23 protein-coding genes are annotated in these 21,890 nt (G+C 53.9%); 8 read left to right on the forward strand and 15 right to left on the reverse strand.

Annotated elements, in window-relative coordinates; genetic code table 11:
- Positions 1 to 178: 178 nt before the first annotated feature.
- Positions 179 to 832 (forward strand): GntR family transcriptional regulator, encoded by a 654-nt coding sequence (locus I9184_RS11835; RefSeq protein WP_171634661.1) that lies wholly within the window; start codon positions 179 to 181, stop codon positions 830 to 832.
- Positions 833 to 1,147: 315 nt separating this feature from the next.
- Complete coding sequence (locus I9184_RS11840; RefSeq protein WP_209834508.1) at positions 1,148 to 1,870, forward strand: AAA family ATPase; 723 nt, start codon at positions 1,148 to 1,150, stop codon at positions 1,868 to 1,870.
- A gap of 536 nt (positions 1,871 to 2,406) precedes the next feature.
- Here I9184_RS11840 and I9184_RS11845 read toward each other — a convergent pair.
- Positions 2,407 to 3,405: a Shedu immune nuclease family protein gene (locus I9184_RS11845; RefSeq protein WP_209834510.1), complete on the reverse strand. Its 999-nt coding sequence runs from the start codon at positions 3,403 to 3,405 to the stop codon at positions 2,407 to 2,409.
- A 427-nt stretch (positions 3,406 to 3,832) separates the two neighbouring features.
- Positions 3,833 to 4,504, reverse strand: coding sequence for a GntR family transcriptional regulator (locus tag I9184_RS11850; RefSeq protein WP_209834512.1), 672 nt, complete (start codon positions 4,502 to 4,504; stop codon positions 3,833 to 3,835).
- Between the two features lie 117 nt (positions 4,505 to 4,621).
- Here I9184_RS11850 and I9184_RS11855 point away from each other — a divergent pair, with 117 nt between their 5' ends.
- The 4 genes from I9184_RS11855 to I9184_RS11870 all read left to right on the forward strand — a co-directional run bounded on the left by I9184_RS11855 (position 4,622) and on the right by I9184_RS11870 (position 8,671).
- A complete protein-coding gene (locus tag I9184_RS11855) occupies positions 4,622 to 5,620 on the forward strand; it encodes a TRAP transporter substrate-binding protein (RefSeq protein WP_209834514.1) in 999 nt (332 codons plus the stop codon).
- Between the two features lie 78 nt (positions 5,621 to 5,698).
- A complete protein-coding gene (locus I9184_RS11860) occupies positions 5,699 to 6,184 on the forward strand; it encodes a TRAP transporter small permease (protein ID WP_010437264.1) in 486 nt (161 codons plus the stop codon).
- Between the two features lie 10 nt (positions 6,185 to 6,194).
- Positions 6,195 to 7,478 carry a TRAP transporter large permease gene (locus tag I9184_RS11865; protein ID WP_170357711.1) on the forward strand — a complete coding sequence of 428 codons (1,284 nt, stop codon included), beginning with the start codon at positions 6,195 to 6,197 and terminating at the stop codon, positions 7,476 to 7,478.
- A gap of 47 nt (positions 7,479 to 7,525) precedes the next feature.
- The gene (locus I9184_RS11870; RefSeq protein WP_209834516.1) at positions 7,526 to 8,671 is read left to right on the forward strand and encodes an alpha-hydroxy acid oxidase; all 1,146 of its coding nucleotides are present in this window, start codon (positions 7,526 to 7,528) and stop codon (positions 8,669 to 8,671) included.
- 24 nt (positions 8,672 to 8,695) lie between these two features.
- Here I9184_RS11870 and I9184_RS11875 read toward each other — a convergent pair whose 3' ends face one another.
- The 13 genes from I9184_RS11875 to I9184_RS11935 all read right to left on the reverse strand — a co-directional run bounded on the left by I9184_RS11875 (position 8,696) and on the right by I9184_RS11935 (position 19,493).
- The gene (locus I9184_RS11875; protein WP_170347547.1) at positions 8,696 to 9,109 is read right to left on the reverse strand and encodes a methylglyoxal synthase; all 414 of its coding nucleotides are present in this window, start codon (positions 9,107 to 9,109) and stop codon (positions 8,696 to 8,698) included.
- Positions 9,090 to 9,608 (reverse strand): 2,4'-dihydroxyacetophenone dioxygenase family protein, encoded by a 519-nt coding sequence (locus I9184_RS11880; protein WP_170347546.1) that lies wholly within the window; start codon positions 9,606 to 9,608, stop codon positions 9,090 to 9,092. Before I9184_RS11880 ends, I9184_RS11875 begins: the two co-directional genes overlap by 20 nt.
- A 9-nt stretch (positions 9,609 to 9,617) precedes the next feature.
- Positions 9,618 to 10,319 (reverse strand): SDR family oxidoreductase, encoded by a 702-nt coding sequence (locus I9184_RS11885; protein ID WP_209834518.1) that lies wholly within the window; start codon positions 10,317 to 10,319, stop codon positions 9,618 to 9,620.
- On the reverse strand, positions 10,316 to 10,942 hold the full coding sequence (locus I9184_RS11890; RefSeq protein WP_170347544.1) for a 2-dehydro-3-deoxy-6-phosphogalactonate aldolase: 627 nt from the start codon (positions 10,940 to 10,942) through the stop codon (positions 10,316 to 10,318). Before I9184_RS11890 ends, I9184_RS11885 begins: the two co-directional genes overlap by 4 nt.
- Positions 10,939 to 11,859, reverse strand: coding sequence for a 2-dehydro-3-deoxygalactonokinase (locus tag I9184_RS11895; protein WP_209834520.1), 921 nt, complete (start codon positions 11,857 to 11,859; stop codon positions 10,939 to 10,941). The genes I9184_RS11890 and I9184_RS11895 overlap by 4 nt, the downstream gene beginning before the upstream one ends.
- Positions 11,840 to 12,529: an RraA family protein gene (locus tag I9184_RS11900; protein WP_108861947.1), complete on the reverse strand. Its 690-nt coding sequence runs from the start codon at positions 12,527 to 12,529 to the stop codon at positions 11,840 to 11,842. The genes I9184_RS11895 and I9184_RS11900 overlap by 20 nt, the downstream gene beginning before the upstream one ends.
- 12 nt (positions 12,530 to 12,541) lie before the next feature.
- Complete coding sequence (locus I9184_RS11905) at positions 12,542 to 13,573, reverse strand: C-terminal binding protein (RefSeq protein ID WP_209834522.1); 1,032 nt, start codon at positions 13,571 to 13,573, stop codon at positions 12,542 to 12,544.
- The gene (locus I9184_RS11910; RefSeq protein ID WP_209834524.1) at positions 13,566 to 14,060 is read right to left on the reverse strand and encodes a lactoylglutathione lyase family protein; all 495 of its coding nucleotides are present in this window, start codon (positions 14,058 to 14,060) and stop codon (positions 13,566 to 13,568) included. The genes I9184_RS11905 and I9184_RS11910 overlap by 8 nt, the downstream gene beginning before the upstream one ends.
- A 22-nt stretch (positions 14,061 to 14,082) precedes the next feature.
- Positions 14,083 to 14,871, reverse strand: a complete 789-nt coding sequence (locus tag I9184_RS11915) for an SDR family oxidoreductase (protein ID WP_050606103.1) — start codon at positions 14,869 to 14,871, stop codon at positions 14,083 to 14,085.
- 1 nt (position 14,872) lies between these two features.
- A complete protein-coding gene (locus I9184_RS11920) occupies positions 14,873 to 15,874 on the reverse strand; it encodes an ABC transporter permease (RefSeq protein ID WP_050606102.1) in 1,002 nt (333 codons plus the stop codon).
- A complete protein-coding gene (locus I9184_RS11925) occupies positions 15,871 to 17,394 on the reverse strand; it encodes a sugar ABC transporter ATP-binding protein (RefSeq protein ID WP_209834526.1) in 1,524 nt (507 codons plus the stop codon). Before I9184_RS11925 ends, I9184_RS11920 begins: the two co-directional genes overlap by 4 nt.
- A gap of 84 nt (positions 17,395 to 17,478) precedes the next feature.
- Complete coding sequence (locus I9184_RS11930) at positions 17,479 to 18,513, reverse strand: sugar ABC transporter substrate-binding protein (RefSeq protein WP_209834528.1); 1,035 nt, start codon at positions 18,511 to 18,513, stop codon at positions 17,479 to 17,481.
- Between the two features lie 26 nt (positions 18,514 to 18,539).
- The gene (locus I9184_RS11935) at positions 18,540 to 19,493 is read right to left on the reverse strand and encodes an SMP-30/gluconolactonase/LRE family protein (protein ID WP_348539530.1); all 954 of its coding nucleotides are present in this window, start codon (positions 19,491 to 19,493) and stop codon (positions 18,540 to 18,542) included.
- Between the two features lie 22 nt (positions 19,494 to 19,515).
- Here I9184_RS11935 and I9184_RS11940 point away from each other — a divergent pair, with 22 nt between their 5' ends.
- On the forward strand, positions 19,516 to 20,187 hold the full coding sequence (locus I9184_RS11940) for a GntR family transcriptional regulator (RefSeq protein ID WP_170431691.1): 672 nt from the start codon (positions 19,516 to 19,518) through the stop codon (positions 20,185 to 20,187).
- A 105-nt stretch (positions 20,188 to 20,292) separates the two neighbouring features.
- Positions 20,293 to 21,888, forward strand: a complete 1,596-nt coding sequence (locus tag I9184_RS11945; protein WP_245218110.1) for a sugar ABC transporter ATP-binding protein — start codon at positions 20,293 to 20,295, stop codon at positions 21,886 to 21,888.
- Positions 21,889 to 21,890 lie beyond the last annotated feature (2 nt).

The raw sequence follows: 21,890 nt of genomic DNA on the forward strand, positions 1-21,890 counted from the left end.
CGAAACCGATGATTGCGGTCGGGCTGCTTTTGCCCAACTTGGCCACGACCGTATTGGGGTTTTCGCGATTCCGCAATAATATATGATATTTTTATTTTTACCATACATCAGTTTGGATTGCTGATGTCTCTGAAAAATGCTAATTGAACGAGGAAACTGATAATATCGGGTGAAACGCATGGCGAAGCAGCCGTCTACGATAGGTGCGAGCACCTATCAGCGCATCAAGCGCGACATCATCTTCGGGGAGCTGCAGCCCGGCTCCAAACTGAAGCTGGACGCCTTGAAGGAACGCTACTCGGCAAGCCTTTCGACACTTCGTGAAACGCTGAACAGGCTCGCCAGCGACGGATTTGTCGAAGCTCCCGAGCAACGGGGTTTCCTGGTCACGCCGGTCTCTCGCGAAGACCTGACCGAGATATCAGAGTTGCGTGTCCTGCTGGAATGCCACGCGTTGGAGTTGTCCATTGCGAATGGCGACACGGACTGGGAAGGCAACCTCGTTGCTGCACACCACAAACTGCACCTGATGGAACAGCAGCTTCTCAAGGGCGACGAGTCCGAGAAAGAAACCTGGAAAAGATATGATTGGGAGTTTCACCAAGCGATGATCGCGGCCTGCAACTCCAAAAACCTTCTGTCTCTGCACTCCATCATCTACGACAAATACTTGCGGTATCAGATGCTTGTGCTGACTTATCGCGGCGAAGAAGCGGTCAAGGAGCACAAGGGCATGTTCGATGCCGCGCTGGCCAGAGACGCCGACACGGCAAAGAGGCTGTTGGAAGATCACATTCGAAACGGTCTTTCACATACGCTGGAGGCTATGTAGCTCGCTGTTGTTGCCGCCTATCTCCATCACCTGAATCAACGGCACGGGACCTGAAAGGCAAGTTTAATTACTGTGCTTACCAGACGAATTCCGTAAGTTTATGATTCGACATCCGAACCCGCTACATCAGGCAGCCGTTTAAACAGGGATGAGAACGCTAAGCTTCCGCAACCAAGGGTTGCTTTGCACCACCATAACAAACCGCGAACATCCTTGAAACGGTTTTATGTGAAGCGATCTCTGGTTGAGAGGTGGCCCTTCAGTGGAACGAGTACATAAGGCAGCCTCGCGGGACAAAGCAGGCTTTGAAAGTGATTGTATGAATGGCTGGTTCGCGTATTTCATAGCCGACAGCTCTATCCGCTTGACCCTGCAAAAGCTGCCGACCCTGTACGTGGACAAGCGGCCTTGCAGGAATTGCCGTCAAACTGTCTTCCTTACGAAGGTGAGCAATTGAAAGGGCTAGTACGAATTCACGATATCCCTGAGCAGCGAGGATTTGGTGAAGAAGCGGAAGGCGAGGAAGACGACGACGCTCCCGCAGGATCTCCTGGTAGCAAGCTTTCGGATCAACTCCGCAGCTACTATTCAAAACACCTCGATCCGGCGAAAGGACCTGATGCAAATGATTTAGGCGCGCTTCAAGCCATTGAAGCGGCGCAAGACGCGTTTGATCAAAAGCTAACCGAAAGCTTCGCAGCTGCATTTAGTGAAGTTGAAGAAATGAGTTACCCAAGCGTAACAGACCCGAAACCAAAGGTTTCTACGAGATTAAAGGCAATCGACGGGTTAAATCACTCTTCGGCTGTAACATTTGTCGTTGATGTGGCCCCTACGGAAAGCGAAGATATGGTGCCGCTGCTGCGGCTTCCAGAAAACAACAATGGGCTCGGATACCAAAACCTAATTTCGATGATTTTCAGGTTGATGAGCTTTCGCGACTCTTGGATGCGCGTCGGCGAGGCTGCCAATGCTAACGATGACGTTCAATACGAACCACTACATCTGGTGCTGGTTGAAGAACCGCAACCCTATTAGACAACACCGTGTCCTCGCCTGAGCCTGCGGGCCGCACCACTACTGTCGAATAGCATTGCCTCGCCCCCATCCGCGTTCGCCACGTGGCAGATCAGCAGGAACAGGCGCGTTCGGCGTCTGATCCGCAAATCAGACCTGATTTTCCCAAAAGGGAAGTCGGGATCATTGAAATCGGTTTAGGTGCTGGATGAAGAAAGTGAGGCGAAAATGGCAAGGTTCTGTCGCTGGTGGCAGAACTATGTGTCGCCTGACAAGGAAACCAGTGGCGGACCGAGGAGGATTCGGTAATCTATGAATTATCGTTTTAATCAATAAATTACATGAATTTTCAGCATCAAATGTTGCGGGATTTGTTGCGGGATCAGATGAACCCCTTAGACACTCTTGGTGATGAACTGGGCGCGTTCGAGCAATTCATCGAAAATCAAAATATCCACCGTCCGGTTTTCTTGGCGAAACAGTTCAAATGTGTCGCGTTTTATTTGCGCTGTTCTCACGTTTTCCGCTTCATCAAATTCACCTCGCGATCCGATGACTTAGATTGTTTTTGCGTTGCGCGTTCGCGCTTCAAGTTTTTCCGTTCCGGTCCTATTGTAATGATCGCCACTTTGAGCTGAGGCCAACCACTCGGCTTTTTGCTCAAGGACTTGAGAAACGGCACTGGTAAACTCAGAACTAAACTCCCACGTTCCAGCCCTGCCGCCTTTGCCTGATTTGAAAATTCGCGTGTTTGGCCGTTTGATTTCTACCAAAACGGTATAGTCAGTGAAGTTGAGCAGAAAATCGACAACGGGTTTGTTCTGGTTATCTGTTCCACCTCCTCCAACTGTCATTTCACGATCAAATTGACGCATGATCCGATAATCAAGGCCGTAGCCAAATACCCATTGATGCTTATCGAAAAAGTCTTGCCAGTGGGCTTCGGACCAATTCCCGGAAGCGATCTGTGCTTCAAATTCTTCAACACCCTGACGTCTTCCTAATAGGATATTGATCTCCTCACTTGTGAGGTCGGCCTGCAAAGCGCGAACAACTGATTTTCTCTGGTCATTACTTAATAACTTGATGCGTTCGACTAACCCACGATCAGAAGCGTCAATTATCGCTTTCGGACCTGATTGGGTGGAAATGTCCTCAATTTGGAAGTTGTCTTCGTTGGAAAGATCAATGAACTCAATTTGCCTCAAGAACGACAGCAGGCGGTTGAATTCATCTTGTCGGAAAGTAAACTCGTTCTTCTCGGAAGCTTGGATCCAATCACCCGCGCGCGTTTGAAAGCTCTGCAATGTGATACGACGCACTTGCTTTTCGTCTTGGGTTACTAGGGCCGTTACCTGCGTTTTTCGCTTCTCGCCGGTTAGACGTAAACATGCCGCCCCCTCAACTTCACCAAGTTGTAACCTATCAGAACCCTCCATCACCATTCGCACCTGTCGTAGTTTTTCAGGTGAGCGGTCGCTGTAAGAGAAGACCTTTGAAATGTATGTCTTCGATTCTTTTCTTAGTTCGAAAAATTTTTGTTCATCATCACTCATGCCGGGAGTTTGCGTTGGTAACCACCACGGCACAAGATTCTATCCTGCGCCGATGCAAACAAAGTGCATTCAATAATAAATGTTGCGGGATTTGTTGCGGGATGGTTTGAATCCTCCCTAAATTTTTCGGTTCCGAGCGCGAAAAAGTTGCTTATTTTCAATGCTTTAGGGGAAATGTGGAACGTCACTGATATTTGACTCAATCGACAGACAAAACCTCAATAAATCGGCCAATCACGTCATTCATTTCTGACCCAATCGTCAAGCATTTCTGACCCAACACAAAAACCGCCCTCTAATCGTGGCCACGGCCCTTGTCTAAGAATAGCCCAACTCTGCCACTTTGAACTTATGTTGCCCACGCACGCGGCATTAGATTTGCTGCCAGATGCGCTTTTGGTGAACATCGTGACCAAATGGTGGGCACCTATGCTTGCCTTAGACCAACCAAATCGGAGTAAGAACGCTCACCGCGAGTGATTTGACGTTTGAGGGTGTTCGTTGCTGCTTTTACTTTACCCTCGTCCAATAGCGATGTGATCGCTTGATGTTCCTTGAAAGATTTCTTCGTTCGATTGGAACGTTTGGACAGGTGTGTCCGCATAGTTTGGACGATATCACTGACTTTTTGATATCCATCCCGCAGGTAACTGTTTCCGCAGGACCTGAAAAACGCGTCGTGAAACTCGGCGTCAAGTTCCAAGTACTGTTCGAATTCATCCGCTTCCTGCGCTTCCGACATCTTCGAAACAATTGTAGACAGCTCATTGATCAGAACCGAAGGGTTCTTTTCAAGCGCCTGCTCCAAAGCTGCAGATTCCAGGATTAGCCGATACTGGCAAAGCTGCACCACGTCCTCTTGAGAAAGAGAGAATACAAAGGCTCCTCGATGAGGAAAGATCTGAACGAGGCCCTGAAGATTCAAAGCTGATAGAGCTTCGCGAATCGGAGTTTTGCTGATGCCCATGGCATTTGACAACTTCACTTCCGGCAACGATTCACCCAATTGAAACGTGCCATTGATTATGCCTTTTCGGATATGCTCTTCAGCAGTTTTACTCAACGAATCCGGGCGCTTAATCGGCAAAATCTCGGTCATTTTCACTTCGTCCTATTTCGTCTCTCTAACACAATAGCACATGTAAGCTTGATTTCTATATTATATCTGATATCTCAGATAATAGATCGAAAATAACTAAATCCGTGGGAGGATACCTTGTTCAAGAAATCAACATTGGCGCTTGGCGTCGTCATGTCAGCTGGGCTTACTTTTGCAGCATCCGCTGAAACAGTCATTAAGGTTGGGCATGGCGCAGCAGAAGCGTTTCATATGCATCGCGCGCTACTGAAATTTGAAGAACTGGTCGAAGCTGGCTCGAATGGTGAGATCGACGTACAGATATTCCCTTCGTCGCAGATGGGCCCTGATCGCGAAATGATCGAAGGTGTTCAAACCGGCGTTCTGGAAATGGCCATTCCTCCTTCCTCTTTCTTCGCGGGCTGGGATCCGGCTTTTGCAGTAATTGAACTGCCCTACATGTATTCCTCCAAGGACATCGCCTTTGATGTTCTTGATGGTGATGCTGGTGATGGCATGCTTGCACGGGTCGAAAACCAGGGATTGGTAGGTCTTGGCTGGCTTGAATTGGGTGTACGCAATGTGACCAACAACGTCCGCCCGGTTGCAACCCCCGCAGATCTCGAGGGTGTCAAGCTACGTACCATGAAGGTTCCGGCTCATGTGGCGACATTCGAAACGCTCGGGGCCAACCCGACGCCAATGAACTTTGGTGAGGTCTATTCTGCTCTCCAGCAAGGCGTGATCGACGGCCAGGAAAACCCACTGGCGATCATTACCTCACAGCGTTTCTACGAGGTTCAGAAATACCTTTCGACCACGGGCCATGTCTTTGCGGTCTATATGCCCGTCATCTCCAAACCGTTCTTTGACTCGCTGTCCGCAGAGCATCAGAAACTGGTCCGGGACTCGATGGCCGCCGCACGTGAATATCAGGCTGAACTGGTCGCGAGCGAAGATGCGGAACAACTGGAACAGATTCGTGCTGCTGGTGTCGAGGTTCTGGAACTGACTGCAGAGCAGCGACAGGCCTTTGCCGACAAAACTGAAAGCGTCCGTCTGCAGTATCGCGACGAGGTTGGCGCTGAAGCCTATGACGACTGGGTAGCAGCGGTTTCCGCAGCGAGCGGAAGCTGACACTCGGACTACTCAGCCAATATGGGCACCCGCGCCATGAAAGTTCGGGCGCCCCTTTCGTTCAAGGGGAGGTGAACGGTGTCGGTTATCAAATGGATCGATATGAATGCCGAAAAGGTCTTAGCCAGTGCACTTTTGGCCGCGATTGTCTTGTTGATCTTTGGAAATGTGTTCATGCGCTACATTCTGAATGCCTCTCTTTCATGGGGCGAAGAGCTAACGCTTTGGCTGTTTGTATGGTTTGTCTGGCTAGGCGTCAGCTATGCGTTCCACACAGGTGATCATGTGCGTATCACGGTCCTGCGTGATGTCCTAAGCGAGCGCGCAAGGCTTTACGCGGATTTTGTGATCGCGCTTCTTGTCCTTGGATTTCTGATCGTTCTGACAATTGAATGCATCAAGCTTATCCGACAGCCTTTTGTCGCCAGCCAGACTTCGGTCGTTTTGGGGCTACCGATTCCGATCCTTTATGCTTCGGCTCCGATTGGCGCTGGCCTGTCCGCGATCCGCGTCACTCAACATCTGTTCCGAACCCTGCGTCTGATCGCAGGAACCAAAGCGTGAGGAACCCGGCATGCTTGCAACAACGCTTTTCTTGACGCTCTTTGCCCTGTTGCTCTTCAGCGTGCCTATTGGCATCTGTCTGGGCTTGGCCACTATGATCGTGATGGTCTTTGTAGATGGCACACCACCCATGGTTCTTCTGGCACGGTCGGTGGTAACAGGCGCGGACTCCTTTCCTCTAATTGCCGTCCCTCTGTTCATATTGGCAGGCGACCTGATGCAACACGGCGGAATGTCTCGCCGACTAGTTGGATTTGCCAATGCGCTGATCGGTCATATCCGGGGTGGGCTGGCTTATGTGAACGTGCTCGCCTGTGTGTTTTTTGCCGCCATATCCGGCTCATCTCCTGCGACCGTAGCCGCCATCGGGTCGAACATGATCCCAGAGATGGAAAAGGTCGGCTATACGCGCAAATTCAGCGGCGCATTGACAGCATCCTCAGGAATGATCGGTGTTATGATCCCGCCAAGTATTCCCTTCATCATCTATGGTGTTACTGCCGAGGTTTCGATCGGCAAACTGTTTCTTGCAGGCGTTGTTCCTGGCATCCTTTTTGCCCTCATGTTCATGTTGGTCGCTCGTGTTCTGCTGCGAAAGGACGAGGTTGTTCAGCAATCGACGACTACGTTCTCAGGCCCGGGCGTCTGGCAGAGCTTCCGGTCTTCCATCTGGGCGCTATTGGTGCCGGTAATTATCCTTGGGGGCATCTACAGCGGTATCTTCACCCCAACCGAAGCCGGTGCCGTGGCCGTAGTCTATGCCGCTTTCATCGGCATATTCGTCTATGGCGACATCACCCTCAAGGACCTGCCAGAGGTTTTGGCGGGCAGTGCAAAGACCAGCGGGACCATTCTGATATTGGTGATCATGGCGACCGCCTTTGGCAGGTTGATCACGCTCGCAAGAATCCCGACAGAGCTCGCAACAACGATCACCAGCCTGTCCGACAACCCAATCATCATCCTGTTGCTGATCAATCTGCTGTTGTTGGTGATCGGAATGTTCATGGAGACGATTTCGTCGATCATCATCATGACGCCGATCCTGCTGCCGGTTGCAACCGCACTGGGGGTCGATCCGATCGTTTTTGGTGTCATCTTGACGGTCAACCTGGCCATTGGGTTCTGCACACCGCCATTGGGTGTAAACCTGTTCGTGGCCAGCAGCATTTCCAAGGTTTCCATCGAAAGCCTCAGCCGGGCAATCCTGCCATTCTTTGCCGGCATGCTGATCTTGTTGATGTTCATCACTTATGTGCCCGCAATTTCCTTGGCCTTGCCATCCCTTTGGTGACCGGCTGAAGCCCTTCTAACGTTAGACAACAACACCAGAGGACCCGGATGGATCTGGACCTTTCTCACCCGTCGATAGAAGACCTTCGGCGAACCGCACAGAAGCGCATTCCGAAGTTTGCTTTCGAATACCTCGACAGCGCGACCGGCCGGGAGCTGGGACTGAAGGTCAACCGTGACGCACTCGATGCCATAGGATTCATGCCGCGTGTGCTATGTGGCCGAACAAAGGCCGAACTGCAGACTACATTGATGGGTCAAAAATACGACCTGCCTTTCGGGATAGCACCGGTAGGCATGTCCGGCCTGATGTGGGCAGGAGCAGAGCGGATGCTTGCCAAGGCAGCGGTTGCTCACAACATTCCGTTCTCGTTGTCCAGCGTGGCGGTTGCTTCACCGGAGGATGTGGCGCCCTACATTGGCAAAAACGGATGGTTTCAGCATTACCCGGTAAAGTCCGGCGAGTTGCGCCGCGCAATGCTTCCGAGGATAAAGGCAGCGGGATTTCATACGCTGATTATCACGGTGGACGTTCCAGAAGAGAGCCGGCGCGAACGACAGCGCCGTGCCAATCTGACGGTGCCTCCAAAAGCTGACCTGCGCACGCTGACTGAAATGGCATCACGACCCGCCTGGTGCCTTGCGCATCTGCGCGAGGGCATCATGCCACGTATGCGGTTCTTTGACGATTACGCCCCGACACGCGGGCGAGAAAGCTTTACCCATGCAGGCGCTCTGATCCGTGGGATTCCAGATTGGGACTACCTGCGCGAACTGCGACAGGAATGGGAGGGTCACCTGATCGTCAAGGGTGTCCTGCGGCCGGAGGACGCGCAAGAAATGGTGGCCGAGGGCGTGGATTGCATCTGGGTCTCAAACCACTCCGGGCGTCAATTCGAAGCCGGACCCGCGGTCATTGACCAACTCCCAAACATCCGCGAGGCGGTCGGAACAGATGTGCCACTGATCTATGACTCTGGCGTTGCCTGGGGATTGGACATCATGCGTGCCTTGGCGAAAGGTGCAGATTTCGTCATGGTCGGACGCGCCTTTCAATATGCCGTTGCAGCGTTCGGAGCACGAGGGATCGACCATCTCGTTCACATCCTGAAAGCTGACATAGAGGCCAACATGAGCCAGCTTGGCAGCGAAAACCTCGGCAGTCTGGCAGAGCACCTTCTGAGAACCAGATGATCGGCAATTCCGACGTGCGGCGTATCAGACAGGCGTGTTGTCATCCCCGTCAATCAGTCCCTCCACGATCAGATCCGCAGTTGAGCGTGAACATGCCATTGGCAGATCATATACCGTGGCGAGACGGGTCAGAGCCTTAACGTCGACGTCGTGTGGCATGGGCGACAGAGGGTCGACAAAGAAAACCAGTGCATCCAGTTTCTCTTCGCAGATCATGGCGCCGATCTGTTGGTCGCCTCCGAGTGGTCCGCTTTTCAAGCAGGTAACATCCAGTTCTGGATAGGCTTGCTTAATGCGACTGCCGGTGGTCCCTGTCGAAAAGATTTGTACTCTGGACAGGCGGGCCAATTGCAGACCCACCCATTCAACGATTTCGTCCTTTCGCGCATCATGGGCCACGAGCGCGAAACGGGGCGCATCACCTGATGAATTGTTCAACGTAATCTTCTCCAAGACCGACTTCCGCGAAGTGTTTTCGGCACAGATCAATCTTGGTAAAGACATCTTCGTAGCCAGTGACCTTGCCCCACGGATCAACATAGCACATCACGCCATTGACCTGGAAATAGGTGACCATCTCTTCGACATCGTCGGGAACGACCAAAGTATGAGTCTCACCCGGCGGCTCAAAGACATATCCCCCTTCTTCCGCAACCCAATCATGTTCCAGATAATGCCAGCGCCCTTTCAGGACAAAACCGTGGACTGGCTGTGGATGGCGGTGCCGCGAAAGAACACCAGCTTTGCGTACTTTGAGGAGGTTCATCCAATAACCTTGCGAGCGGTTCAGGCAGAGCGGTCGGAACCAGACGTTCTCTGCCTGCGGAACCCATAGTCTGTCGTCCTCACTCATGGCATTCGGGATCACGATCTCGTCTTGCGCATCCTTGGGGAATGGCAATTGATATGGCATTCGGGCGGTGTCATCGTCATTCATAGATTTTCCTCACATAGCGAGATAACCGCCATCGACCGGATAGACCGATCCGGTCACAAAACTGGCGTTTTCACTCAAAAGCCATTGCACAAGCGCACCGACTTCTTCGGGTTTCCCCCAGCGCTTCATAGGCGTACGCGCCATGATCCCCGCTGTTCGTTCAGGGTCTTCCCGAAGGCCCTGGGTCATCTCTGTCTCAATCCAACCCGGCGCGATGGCATTGACCCGGATACCGTTTTCGGCCCAGCGACCTGCGAGCGCCTTGGTCAACTGTGCCACGCCGCCCTTGGAAGCGGAATACGCCGGAACCAAAGGCCCACCAAAGGTACTGAGCATAGAGGCGGTGTTGACGATGGCCCCACTCGCTTCAGCCAACAATGGATGCGCGGCAAGACAGCAGCGCATGGTGCCTGTCAGATTCACATCGAGCACCTTGGCGAAGACGTCGATGTCATATTCTTCGCCACGCAAAAGAATACCTGCGCAGTTCACCAAGGCATCGAGACCCGTGAGTTCGCCGAATACATCATTGATGGACGTCTGGTCGGTGACATCCAAGAGCTGCACCTTTAACCCGTCCCGAGGCTCGAATGCATCCAATTCGGATTGGGAGGCGGATGCGGCAATGACGGACCAACCTGCGTCTGCCAACGACCGTGCAACACCCGCACCAATCCCTCGCGTACCGCCCGTTACAAGCGCCTGTTTCATCCAAGTTCCTCCAATACACTGGTGAAGGCGCGCGCGCGCCTGCCGATATCATCCAATGTATAGCTCGGTTTGAACAGTGCGGATCCCAGCCCATATCCATCTACACCCGCAGCATGATATGACGCCATCGTATCCGGCGTTATGCCCCCTACCGCAGCGACGACTGCGTCTGCAGGCAATACGGCGCGCATGGCAGCAATGGCAGCTGGCGGCACCATTTCCGCCGGAAAGAATTTGAGGACCGATGCTCCGATATCCAACGCCGTAAAGGCCTCGGAGGGCGTCATGACTCCTGGACACCAATAAAGATCCCGAGCGACAGCCGCGCGCCCGACGTCCGGGTTCATATTGGGCGACACGATGATACGCCCGCCTGCATCAGCAACCGCTGCGACCTGATCCACAGTCAACACTGTGCCAGCGCCGACGATGGTCTGAGCGCCATGTTTCACGGCGATCTGCCCTATCGATTCCAGCGGGTCCGGTGAGTTGAGCGGCACTTCGATTATCCGAAACCCGGCATCGAAGAGTACATCAGACACCGGGCGCGCATTTTCTGGTGCTAGCCCCCGCAAAATCGCAATCAGCGGGTTCTCGGCAAGAGCTGCGGTGAGGTCAATCATCCAACCAACCCCGCAGCGCGAGCAATCAGAAAATGCCCTTTCGCAACGATATCATCTGGCGCGCGACGGCTGTCGAAACCAGCAGTTCGAAGCGCTATTTCGTATCGGTCGGACAAGTCGCTGCGTCCAACAACAGTGATCGTGCCGACGTCTTTTACTTCGCCGGTCGCGGCAGCAACCTCGGTCCCGATCAACAAGCCCGACAAGTAGTCGGCCGTGGCAACCTTTGGGATTTTGCCCATGAGAGGAAGCGTCCGAACATGAAACAGGCTGTGCAGCAGGTTCGACTCACCACTGAGGCCCGCCTTTACGCCCATCACGAATGCGTCTTCGCTGAAGGCGTCCTCCTTCATCAATGTGCCAAGGATCGTGTGTTCTTTCAGTGCCGAAAAAATTTCACCTGTCATGTAGGTCGAGAAATCCACGATCTTCCCATCCGCAACCTGAACCCATTTGCTGTGCGTTCCCGGCATCACGAACATACCTTCGCTCAAGCCTAGCGAAGATGCCCCGATGATCTGGGTCTCCTCGCCGCGCATTACGTCGGGTCCTCCGGCATGTTCTGTCGAAGCACCAGTCACAAAATGAATACGCGCTCCGTTGGCCGCTTCGTGGGGGACTAACGCCCGCGCAAGACCGCCAGCACCCAGAGGCATTTCGGCATATTGCGTTTCTACCCAGCCGTTGCGGCTGGTGATCATGCCAGATGCCAGGATCGGCAGGTTAGCTTTGGCGACCCAAGGGCCGATGAGACGATCAAGGACCGCGTCAAAGGTTTGCCCCGCAACCTGCATGATACCTTCTGGCGACGAGACCCCATCGATCACCTCGCCCTCCGCACCAATGAGAAATGCACGGAACGATGAAGTGCCCCAATCTACGCCGATCAGCGCTGGCTCAGATGCGACCGAATTCATTCAGCAGATCCTCAACGGTTTTGCCTTGGGCCACCCATTTACGGGTTTCTTCCTCACGGTCAGCTTGCTCTTGAGCAAGGCGCACGGTTTCTTCTGCAATTTCCTGTGGAACCACGACGACGCCCATAAGATCAGCTACAATGAAATCTCCGGGGTTTACGACGACGCCCCCACAGGCGATTGGCACATTGATCGAAAGTTCTTCTTTACGTTCTGAGAACATCGTGTGCGTTCCACGCGGCGTGATCGCACGCGTCCAGATTGGCCAGTTGATGTCTTCCAACTCATCTGTGTCACGCCCTGTGCCATCTACGATCATACCGCGAATGCCACGGTTCTTGGCCAGACCGCCCATCAAACCGCCGCAGACTGACGTTTGACGATCACCACCCGCGTCCACAACAATCACGTCCCCGGGTTGTCCCATTTCAAGCGCTCGCAATGGGTCGACCAGATCGCCTTTTGAAAGCTGAACCGTCACGGCCTGGCCTGTCACCTTGGCGCGGAAAGCGGGCTTGATGGCGCTGTCCATCACGCCTGTTCGGTACTGCACATCCGCAAAAATGGCAGCAGCAGAGTACGCCTCCAACACCTTGTCGAATTTTTTGAGAAGTTCCGGGTTTCTTTCAAAATCATTGAAAACCCTAAGGTCTGTGCTGACGTCTGGCATTCTTGTCTCCTGTTATGCGGTAGATACGGCCAATGCGTCGGCATTGACTGTGTAGTCGGGTTTTTGTCCTGTCAGGACCTTGGCCACTTGCGTAGCCGCGGTAACCCGCGCTGCGTGTATGGATTCCTCGGAATAGTAGGCGGCATGTGGTGTTACGAGGACGTTGGGCAGTGTGAACAACGGGTTGTCATCAGGCGTCCAATTGGCGCGCTTAGCCGGCTCTTCTTCGGGGTCGTCGAGCCCTGCTGCAGCCAGATGGCCTTCGGTCAGCGCCCGGAACAGGGCCTTGTTGTCCACCGTTGGTCCGCGTCCAGTGTTCACGAGTATCGCACCGGGTTTCATGACCGAGAATTCGGCATCCGACAGAAAGTGGTGCGTATTCGGCGTCATCGGCGCCTGCATCAGGATATAGTCGGACCTTGCCAGCAATTCAGGCTTGCTCACCAGCTCGACCCCAATATTCGCGGCGACTTCCCTTGGCAAATACGGGTCGTAAGCGATGACTCTAACTCCGAAAGATTGCGCCCGCGCAACGATGGCTTGCCCTATTTTTCCCAGCGAGACGACACCCATCGTCCGCCCGCGCAACCGATAGACCGGCTGCCCGCTTTGCCACTGCCAGACCCCTGCATGAGTGGCTCGATCATAGTCGGGCAACTTGCGCGCCAGGGTCAGCCAAAGGGCAATCGCGTGGTCGGCGACTTCCTCGGTGCAATAGTTTTGCACATTGGTGACGAGAATGCCCTTTTCCGTCGCCGTGCCGACATCCACGATATCTACGCCTACGCCATAACGCGCGATGACCTCGCAGTTCCGCATCCGCGCAATCGTTTCCTTCCCGATCCGGGCATATTGGTTCATCATCGCTGCGCAATGCGGCGCGACATCGAACAGGTCTTCCTGGCGCTTGGCCTGAAGCGCAATCACCTCGGCTCCTGCGGCTTCCAGGATTTCCGTCTCAACGGCAACATCACCAAAGTCGTAATCGGTTATCACGACCTTGGGTTTGTCCGTTCTGGGGGAAAAGTCGGCGCGATCAGTCATAAGCACCCGCCGAATAGGTCAATTCGTACGAGTGGCTGTAGAGCTCGAAGATATTGCCAAACGGGTCTTCCATATAGACCATGCGATAGGGCTTTTCACCTGGGTAATATTTGCGCACTTGGCTCATGCGCTGGCGCCCGCCCAGGCCTTCGATAATCTTGATGCGGCCTTCCAGATCCTCGTCCTGTACGCAGAAATGAAACAAGCCACGCCGCCAATATTCAAACGGGCGTTCTTCTTCGACGGTCTTCGGGAACTCAAACAATTCGATGCCAACACCGTCACCCATCGACAAGTGCGCAATACGGAAGCTTCCCCAACCTTCCCCAAACACATCGTCGCACATCTGACCGATGGCGCTTTCGTCATGTAGGATTTCAGTTGGCTCCATCAGCACGTAAAGGCCAAATGCCTTGGAATAGAACTTCACGGCTTTTTCCAGGTCGGGAACTGTGATGCCGATGTGAGAGAAAGTGAGAGCGGCCATGTAGGGCTCCTCCAGTTAGAAGTTAAAGAATGTTGCGAACGATGCCGCCTTCGATCCGGTGCGCAGAACCATTGGAGGCCGTGCTTGCTGAGATCGTGACGATCATGCGGGCGACTTCGTCTGGTTGGACAAAGCGTTGTATGAGCGATGTGGGCTCATCTGATTTGAAGTAATTGTCGACGATCGTGTCGAGCGGCTCACCCTTTTGATCGGCGAGGCCGTCAAAATAGGCCTCGACACCTTCGGTCCAGGTTGGACCAGGCAGGATCGAGTTAACCCGGACTTTTGTCCCCTTTGTCAATTCTGCCATGCCACGTGTCAGACCTAACATGGCAGTTTTAGTGACAGAATAATGCACCATCTGAGGTAGTGGTTTCACTGCCGCTTCGCTGGCCATGTTGATGATGGATCCCTTATCCCGGCCGAGCATGTCAGGCAGGAAAATCCGGCTCATCCGAACGGCGGACAGGACATTGATGTTGAAGTAATGCATCCAGTCGTCATCCGTGAGATCTTCGAACGGTTTGACCGAAAAGATGCCAACATTATTCACAAGAACGTCCACCGCACCGCGCGCACGAGCAAACTCTGCCAGAGTTTCCGCATCAGTGGTTTTGGTTAAGTCGGCCGCAATGCCTTCGACCTTGCCCAGAGATGACAGGTCGTCGACGCAGTCGGACACTTCCGCCTCGGTCAGGCCATGCACGATGACCCGCGCGCCTTCTTCCAGGTAGACCCGGGCAGTGGCTTTGCCGATGCCGGAACCTGAGCCAGTCACCAGGACCAGTTTATTCTTGAGCCCCAGATCCATCTCAGGCCTCCTTCTTGACGTTAGATGACTGCTGCGATGAAGGGCGGCCGAACATTCGACCCATCAAGCCCGAAATTTCCGCGCGCCACATGTCTATGCCGACGGCCAACAGAATGATCAGGCCCAGCACGATATTCTGAACCGAAGATGGCGCAGCGTTTAGGTTCAAACCATTCTGGACGATAACGATTGTCATCGCCCCCATCAGCGTGGCGAGGATGTTGCCGCGTCCGCCTGCAAGGCTGGCTCCGCCAACTACAGCAGCGGCAATGGCCTGCAGTTCCAGCGTCTGGCCATAGTTGGGCGAACCAGAGTTGAGGCGCGCTGACATCAGGATCGCACCAACCGCAGTCATAAAACCCGCGATGACAAATGTCGTCGTCTGAACTTTACGTACGTTGATACCCGTCAGAACGGCAGCGGCTGGGTTGCCACCCACGGCATAGATCTCACGGCCGAGTTTCGTGAAGTTCATAGTGAACGCGGCAAGGACGTAGAAGAACACGAGGTAGAAGAATGGCATCGGAACGCCGAACAGCTTGCCGTAAAAGATTGGCTCCAGAGCCGGATCCAGCGAAAAGATCGGCGATCCATTGTTGAAAGTCAGCGCAAGGCCCCTGAAGGCAATCAACGCCGCCAATGTTGTGATGAAAGATGGAATACGCCCGTAGGCTGTTATCAGCCCAATGAACAGACCAAGCAATCCGCCCATGAGGAGAATGAGTGGCAACGCCAGAACCAGTGGAATGCCAACAAATTTCAACATCTGCGCAAGGATCATGGTCAGCAAAGCCACCATAGACCCGGAGCTCAGATCGATGCCCGCAGCGAAGATCACGATAGTAGACCCGATTGCGATCAAGGCCACGATGCTTACCTGAAGGGACAGGTTTGAAAGGTTACCCGGGTTCAGGAAGCGTTCCGTCGTAAGTGCCACGATCAGTGCGACGATCACCATTGCTGCAAATGGTCCGATCAACTGGGTGTCAAAGATCCGCTTCATGCGAAAGCCTCCTTAGGCTTGGATTGAGGAGTGTCGGCGGACGCGCGCACAAGGTCGTCATGAGTAAGGTCGGATGCATCGACCGTGCGCACGATCGTTCCGTGCTGCACGACGGCAATTCGATCGCTCATCGCAAGCAACTCATCATGGTCTGAACTGATCAGAATGATCGATTTTCCCGCCCGCGTGAGCCTGTTAATCAGCTTGTAAACAGCGATTTTCGCGCCGATATCGATCCCCTGCGTCGGCTCATCAAGGATCAGAATGTCCGAGGCTGAGAACAGCCAACGCGCAATAACAATCTTCTGTTGATTGCCACCAGACAAAAAGTTGACCGTCTTTTCCTCAGCCTGGGTTGAGATTTCCAGATCGCGGATCAGGTCATGGGTAGCTTGCTCTTCGGCCTTGAGGTTCAGCACTCCGAACCGACTTAACCCGCCAAGCGACGCTGCGGTGACGTTCCCACTTGCGCGGAAATTGAAGAACAAGCCGTCGAATTTGCGGTTTTCCGGAACAAGGGCCAAACCAGCACGGATCGCATCGATTTCCCGGCGGAAGCGTACTGGTTTGCCATGCAGTGTTATCTGTCCGCCCGTCAGCTCGTCTGTCCCGAACAGGGCGCGAGCGATCTCTGTGCGGCCACTGCCCAATACGCCACCCAAGCCCAGAACTTCGCCCCGATGCAACGAAAATGATACATCTTTCACGCCCGAATTGGTGGCCAGACCCGCCGCCTCCAGCACAATATCCTTGGTCGCGTTCTGCTCCTTCGGATAATGCTCACCAATGTCCTCACCGACCATTGCGCTGACAATCTCAGAGACGTTGATCTTGGTCTCGCCACTTGCGCGCACAACACAGCCGTTGCGCAAGATCGTCACTTCATCAACGATCCGTTCAACCTCATCCAGCCTGTGCGACACATAGAGAATAGCGGTTCCGCGTTCACGCATATTGCGCAGTAACTGGTGCAGGCGTTCAATTTCATCTTCACCCAATGCCGCTGTCGGCTCATCCAGGATGATCATGCGGGCATCCATCGCGACGGCTTTCGCGATCTCGACCAGTTGTTGCTCGCCTACCGATAGCGAGCCGGTGATGGTTTCGGGTGAAACATCGACATCCATTTCTGCCAACACGCGCGCGGCTTCGTCGTGGACCTTGGCCCAGTCGATCACACCAAAGCGGGACCGAGGCATATTGCCAAGGAAGATGTTTTCGCCAACCGACAAGGTGGGCACGATCGAGAATTCCTGAAAAACTGTTGCGACACCCAGTTCGCGTGCGGCCTGCGGGTCGCTGATCGTGACCTGCTTGCCATTGTGCAGGATTCGACCGCTATCGGGTTGCTGTACGCCGGACAGAGTCTTGATCATGGTCGACTTGCCACAGCCATTTTCACCCAGCAGCCCATGAATGGAACCGGGCATAAGCCGGATGCAAACCTTGTCATTCGCCAAAACCCCGGGATAGGCCTTGGTGATATCGACAAACTCCCAAAGTGGCGTTGCGGGTGTCATTACGATTGCCTCGATAAAAGCGAAACTCGGTTGAGTTGCGACCCGGCAGCACGCGCACGCGCCACCGGGAAGCGGGGAGAAAGCTCAGTACTCTTTGGACGGCTGCGGGAAGAGCTTTTCTGGCTCTTGCAGCACGCTGATCGCACCATCTTTGTCTTCAATTGATGTGGGCGTTTCGATCCAGCCGCCGGGATAGGACCCGTTGAGCGCATCAATGGTTGCGTGCATGGCCGCTTTACCCATTAAGAATGGCGAGGTGTTGACGGTTGCCGTGATGTTGCCAGCCGCGATTTCTTCAAGGCCGGACGTGTCGCCATCATTGCCCAAAAGGACGATGTCATTGCGACCGAGTGCCTTAGCCGCGAAGGACGCTCCAATGATCATGTAGTCGTTCGCCGCAAAGATCATGTCCAGATCAGGGTTCGACTGCAGGATATCCATGCCAGCAGTGTTGCCGCCCTCAACGTTCCATTTTCCGTCAATAGACACCACAACGTCAAAGTTTTCGTTGCCCTCGATACCGTCGAGGAAGCCACCCACACGCTCGGTTGAGTGATAGCCAGGCTGCCCTTCGATAATGCCGACCTTCAACGGTTTATCGCCATAAGTCTCAATTGCCCAGTCAGCGATAGCATGCGTGCCGTTGCGCTGAGAGTACCCGACAACGCCATGAATGGGTGTCGGGAAGTTCGGAATGTCCGAGTTGATCATCAGAACTGCCATGCCCTTGTCGACGGCCTGCTTCAGCAGTGGTGCCGCAGCAAATTCATCGTGTGTTCCAAAAATTATCGCATCCACATCCTGCGTCAGCACATCCTGGATCATACCCATCTGGCCGTTGATGTCCGCACCGGACTGGGGCGCAAGCATGAAGACTTCGACCCCGGCCTCAGCAGCAACCGCTTTGATACCTTCACCGATGGCGATGTAGTAGTTGAACTCGGTCGCCGGCGGCATATACGCGATCCGGAACGTATCGTTCTTGGGTTCTATTGCATCGATTGGCGCTTGTGCCCCGTCCTCAAGTGGAACCGGTGTTGGATAATTTTCCGCCAGAGCGACCGTTGCCAGCGTGGCGAACCCCGCGGCAAGCGTAGTGGTCATAAGCGTTTTCAACATAGTTTTCTCCTCCAGAATTTCGTTGGTTATCCTTTGAATGGCGCGTCGATCACGCCACGAACGCCGGGTTTCACAGCAAAGAGGCCGCCGGATTCCGGTTCTATTGTTAAAGCTGCTTCGTCACTCATCAGCCTTGAGCTCGTGATGAACAGCGTGTCGAGATCAGGCCCACCGAAAGCGCAACAGGTAGGCTTCCAGACCGGCACCTCGATCACTCGATCTATCGTGCCGTCAGGTGCGACGCGAACAACGCGATGGCCTTCCCATTCGGCGTTCCAAACGCCCCCTTCGGCATCGACACAGGACCCATCAGGCAAGCCAGGTTCATCATTGAAGGAAGCGTGCTGCCGACGGTTCGAAACGGTTCCACTGCGGGTGTCGTAGTCAAACGCGACGATTTCCCGATCCGGGGTATCGGCGAAGAACATCGTCTCACCGTCGGACGTAAAGCAAGTCGAATTGGCGCAAGACACTGCTTCGATAATCGTCCGTACACTCAAATCCTTATCAACGCAGATGACCGATGAATCGGCGTTGCCAGACACTTCGTTCATGCCTCCAACAATCAATCGCCCCTGGCGATCGGTTCGCCCGTCGTTCAGCCGTGTTTCTGGGTTGTTCGGCTCGAATCGTGCCACGAGGGTTTGCTCGCTATTGGGCGAATCGAACAAGACAACTCGATCCGCATAGGCAACGATCAGACCGCCAGACGCGCGCGGCGCGAAGCAACACACGCGCTCCGGCATCTCATGAGAGGCAGTTTCTGACGTTGCAGGATCAAATGACCAAAGCGCACAGCCTTCAATGTCGGTCCACCAGACAAGACCATCGGCGGGATTCCAGAAAATCCCTTCCCCGTGCTGGTTCTTACAATCGACGACCAACTCTGCGCGCACTTTTTGATCTCCCAAGTACATTCTGATATCTGATATACCAGCTTGCCTAATCTGGTGTATCAGATATCTTGCATCTGGCAACACCTTTTTTTGGAGATATCCTCAGATGGCGCTTGAGAGACCCAAGTCTTTGCGTGAACTCGCACTGGAACATTTGCGGAATAGTATTATCGATGGCTCCCTGAAAATGGGTCAGGTTTTGTCGGAGCGAAAAATCTCCGAAGAGCTGGGCGTATCAAAATCGCCAGTACGCGAAGCACTCGCTCAATTACGTGACGAAGGGTTGGTCAGTATCGAGCCTCAAAAAGGCGCACGCGTTTTTTCGCTGTCTGAGCCGGAAGTGACTCAGATCTGCGATTTCAGACAGGCTATCGAAACTGCCGCCTTTGAACTTGCGTTGTTGCGGAACCCGGAAGGTCTTGCCAGCGACATGCAGCGTGTCGTGAAGGACATGGAGAAGGAACGCAGGCGAGGTAATGAAAAGGGCTACCTTTCACTGGATACCACATTTCATCAGTTGATTTTTGAACATGCAGGTAACGACTACCTGACGGCCAGCTATACACGCTACATCGGTAAGATTGCCGCATTGCGAACCCATTTGGCGAAGCTGCCACAGCATACTGAGCTCTCCTTCGATGAGCATTCGAAAATCGCTATTGCCGTTCGCGAAGGCGACATGGCCAAAATCAAATCTCTTCTCACTGCGCATATTGACCGCACCAGACAAGCCTACAAAAGCGCCGCCATCGTCCTCGAAGGAGCGACCGCATCCTAGCAAAAACGTAGCTTCGTTGTGACGGGGGCGGGCCAAAACAGCGCCGCCCCTTTCTTTTGGGCACCTCCCGGTCTTTTCTTTTTCAGTTGACATCTGAGATATCAGATGCCAATCAAAAGACGGGAGGAAGCTTGTATGACGCCAGCAATGAAACCTGACTCACCGGGGCTACAGCCATTGATCCAGCTGGATCGGGTTGGCAAAAGCTTCGGCACGAACATTGTTTTGGATGGCGTCGACTTTGAATTGAGACCCGGCGAAGTTCACGCGCTATGCGGGGAAAACGGCGCCGGAAAATCCACTTGTCTCGGCCTGTTTTATGGACTTCACCAACCTTCTGCTGGGCGTATCCTGTGCGACGGCAAGGAACAGCGAGTCGAAAGCCCATCACACGCGCAATCCCTGGGCATCGGCTGTGTTTTCCAAGAGCTCAGCCTCGCTGGCGCGCTCTCTGTCGCGGAAAACATCTACGCGGGCCGCGTACCCACCCGGTTCGGCGTAGTTGACTGGCCCGAACTGCGCCGCCGAGCGGAGGCGTTGCTGGCGGAATTCGGTCTGGATATCGACGTCTCAACACCCGTGGAAAACTTGCCGATCAGCTCCCGCCAGATTGTTGAAATCGCCAAGGCTCTGTCGTTGAATTCCCGCGTCCTTTTGCTGGATGAACCGACATCGGCATTGGCACCCGACGAAGTAGAGGCACTATTCGAAGTCCTAAAGTCCCTGACAAAAAAAGGGATTGGCATCGTCTATGTCAGCCACCATATGGCCGAGATTTTCCAGATCTCGGATCGCATTACCGTTTTGCGAGATGGGCGCCACATCAGCACTTTACCGGTTTCGGAAACTTCTCAGGAACAAGTCGTCGCCGAGATGATCGGCGGCGCTCACCCCGGTGATGTCACGCGGTCAGGTAAGGTTAACGGCGAAGAGGTTTTGCATGTCCAACACCTAACCCATCCAGGTGAATTCGAAGACATTTCCTTCTCCATTAAAGCCGGAGAGATTGTAGGCATGGCGGGGTTGATGGGCGCTCGCCGCAGCGAGATTGTTCGATCGATTGTCGGGCTGATGCATGGCGCGACCGGGGAGATCAGACTGCACGGCAAGCCTGTTAACTTTGCGTCCTTGCGGCAGGCGATGCGTGCTGGGGTCGGGTTTGTTCCCGAGGAACGCAAGACTGAAGGCCTCTTTCTGGAACAATCACTCAGCGACAACCTGATCGCGGCCAGTCTTTCCGATCATGCGTCTGCTGGGTTCATGCGTTCGGGCTCGATCAAAGCAGCCAGCCAAACAGCCATTGACGCATTCAGTGTCAAAACCAGTGGGATTAACGAACTTGTTGGTGATCTCTCAGGGGGCAATCAGCAAAAGATTATGTTGGCCAAGTGGCTCAAACGCGCGCCAGCTCTTCTGATCATTGAGGAGCCCACAAAAGGGGTCGATGTCGGAGCCAAATTCCAAATCCACACGGAACTTTTGCGTCGAGCAGCCGAGGGAATGGCCATCCTCGTCGTGTCATCCGATTTTCCCGAACTTGTCTCTCTCTCGACCCGCATCCTTGTCGTCCACGACGGTCGCCTCATGGGAGACATCGCAGCCGCTGAGGCAACCGAAACCACGCTTCTTCAAATGGCCGCTGGAAATTCCGTTCCTATTGTGGACGCACCCCAAACCAATCAATCAGGAGTCGCGACGTGACC

It is taken from the genome of Ruegeria sp. HKCCE3926 (genome assembly GCF_017872515.1).
Lineage (GTDB): Bacteria > Pseudomonadota > Alphaproteobacteria > Rhodobacterales > Rhodobacteraceae > Ruegeria.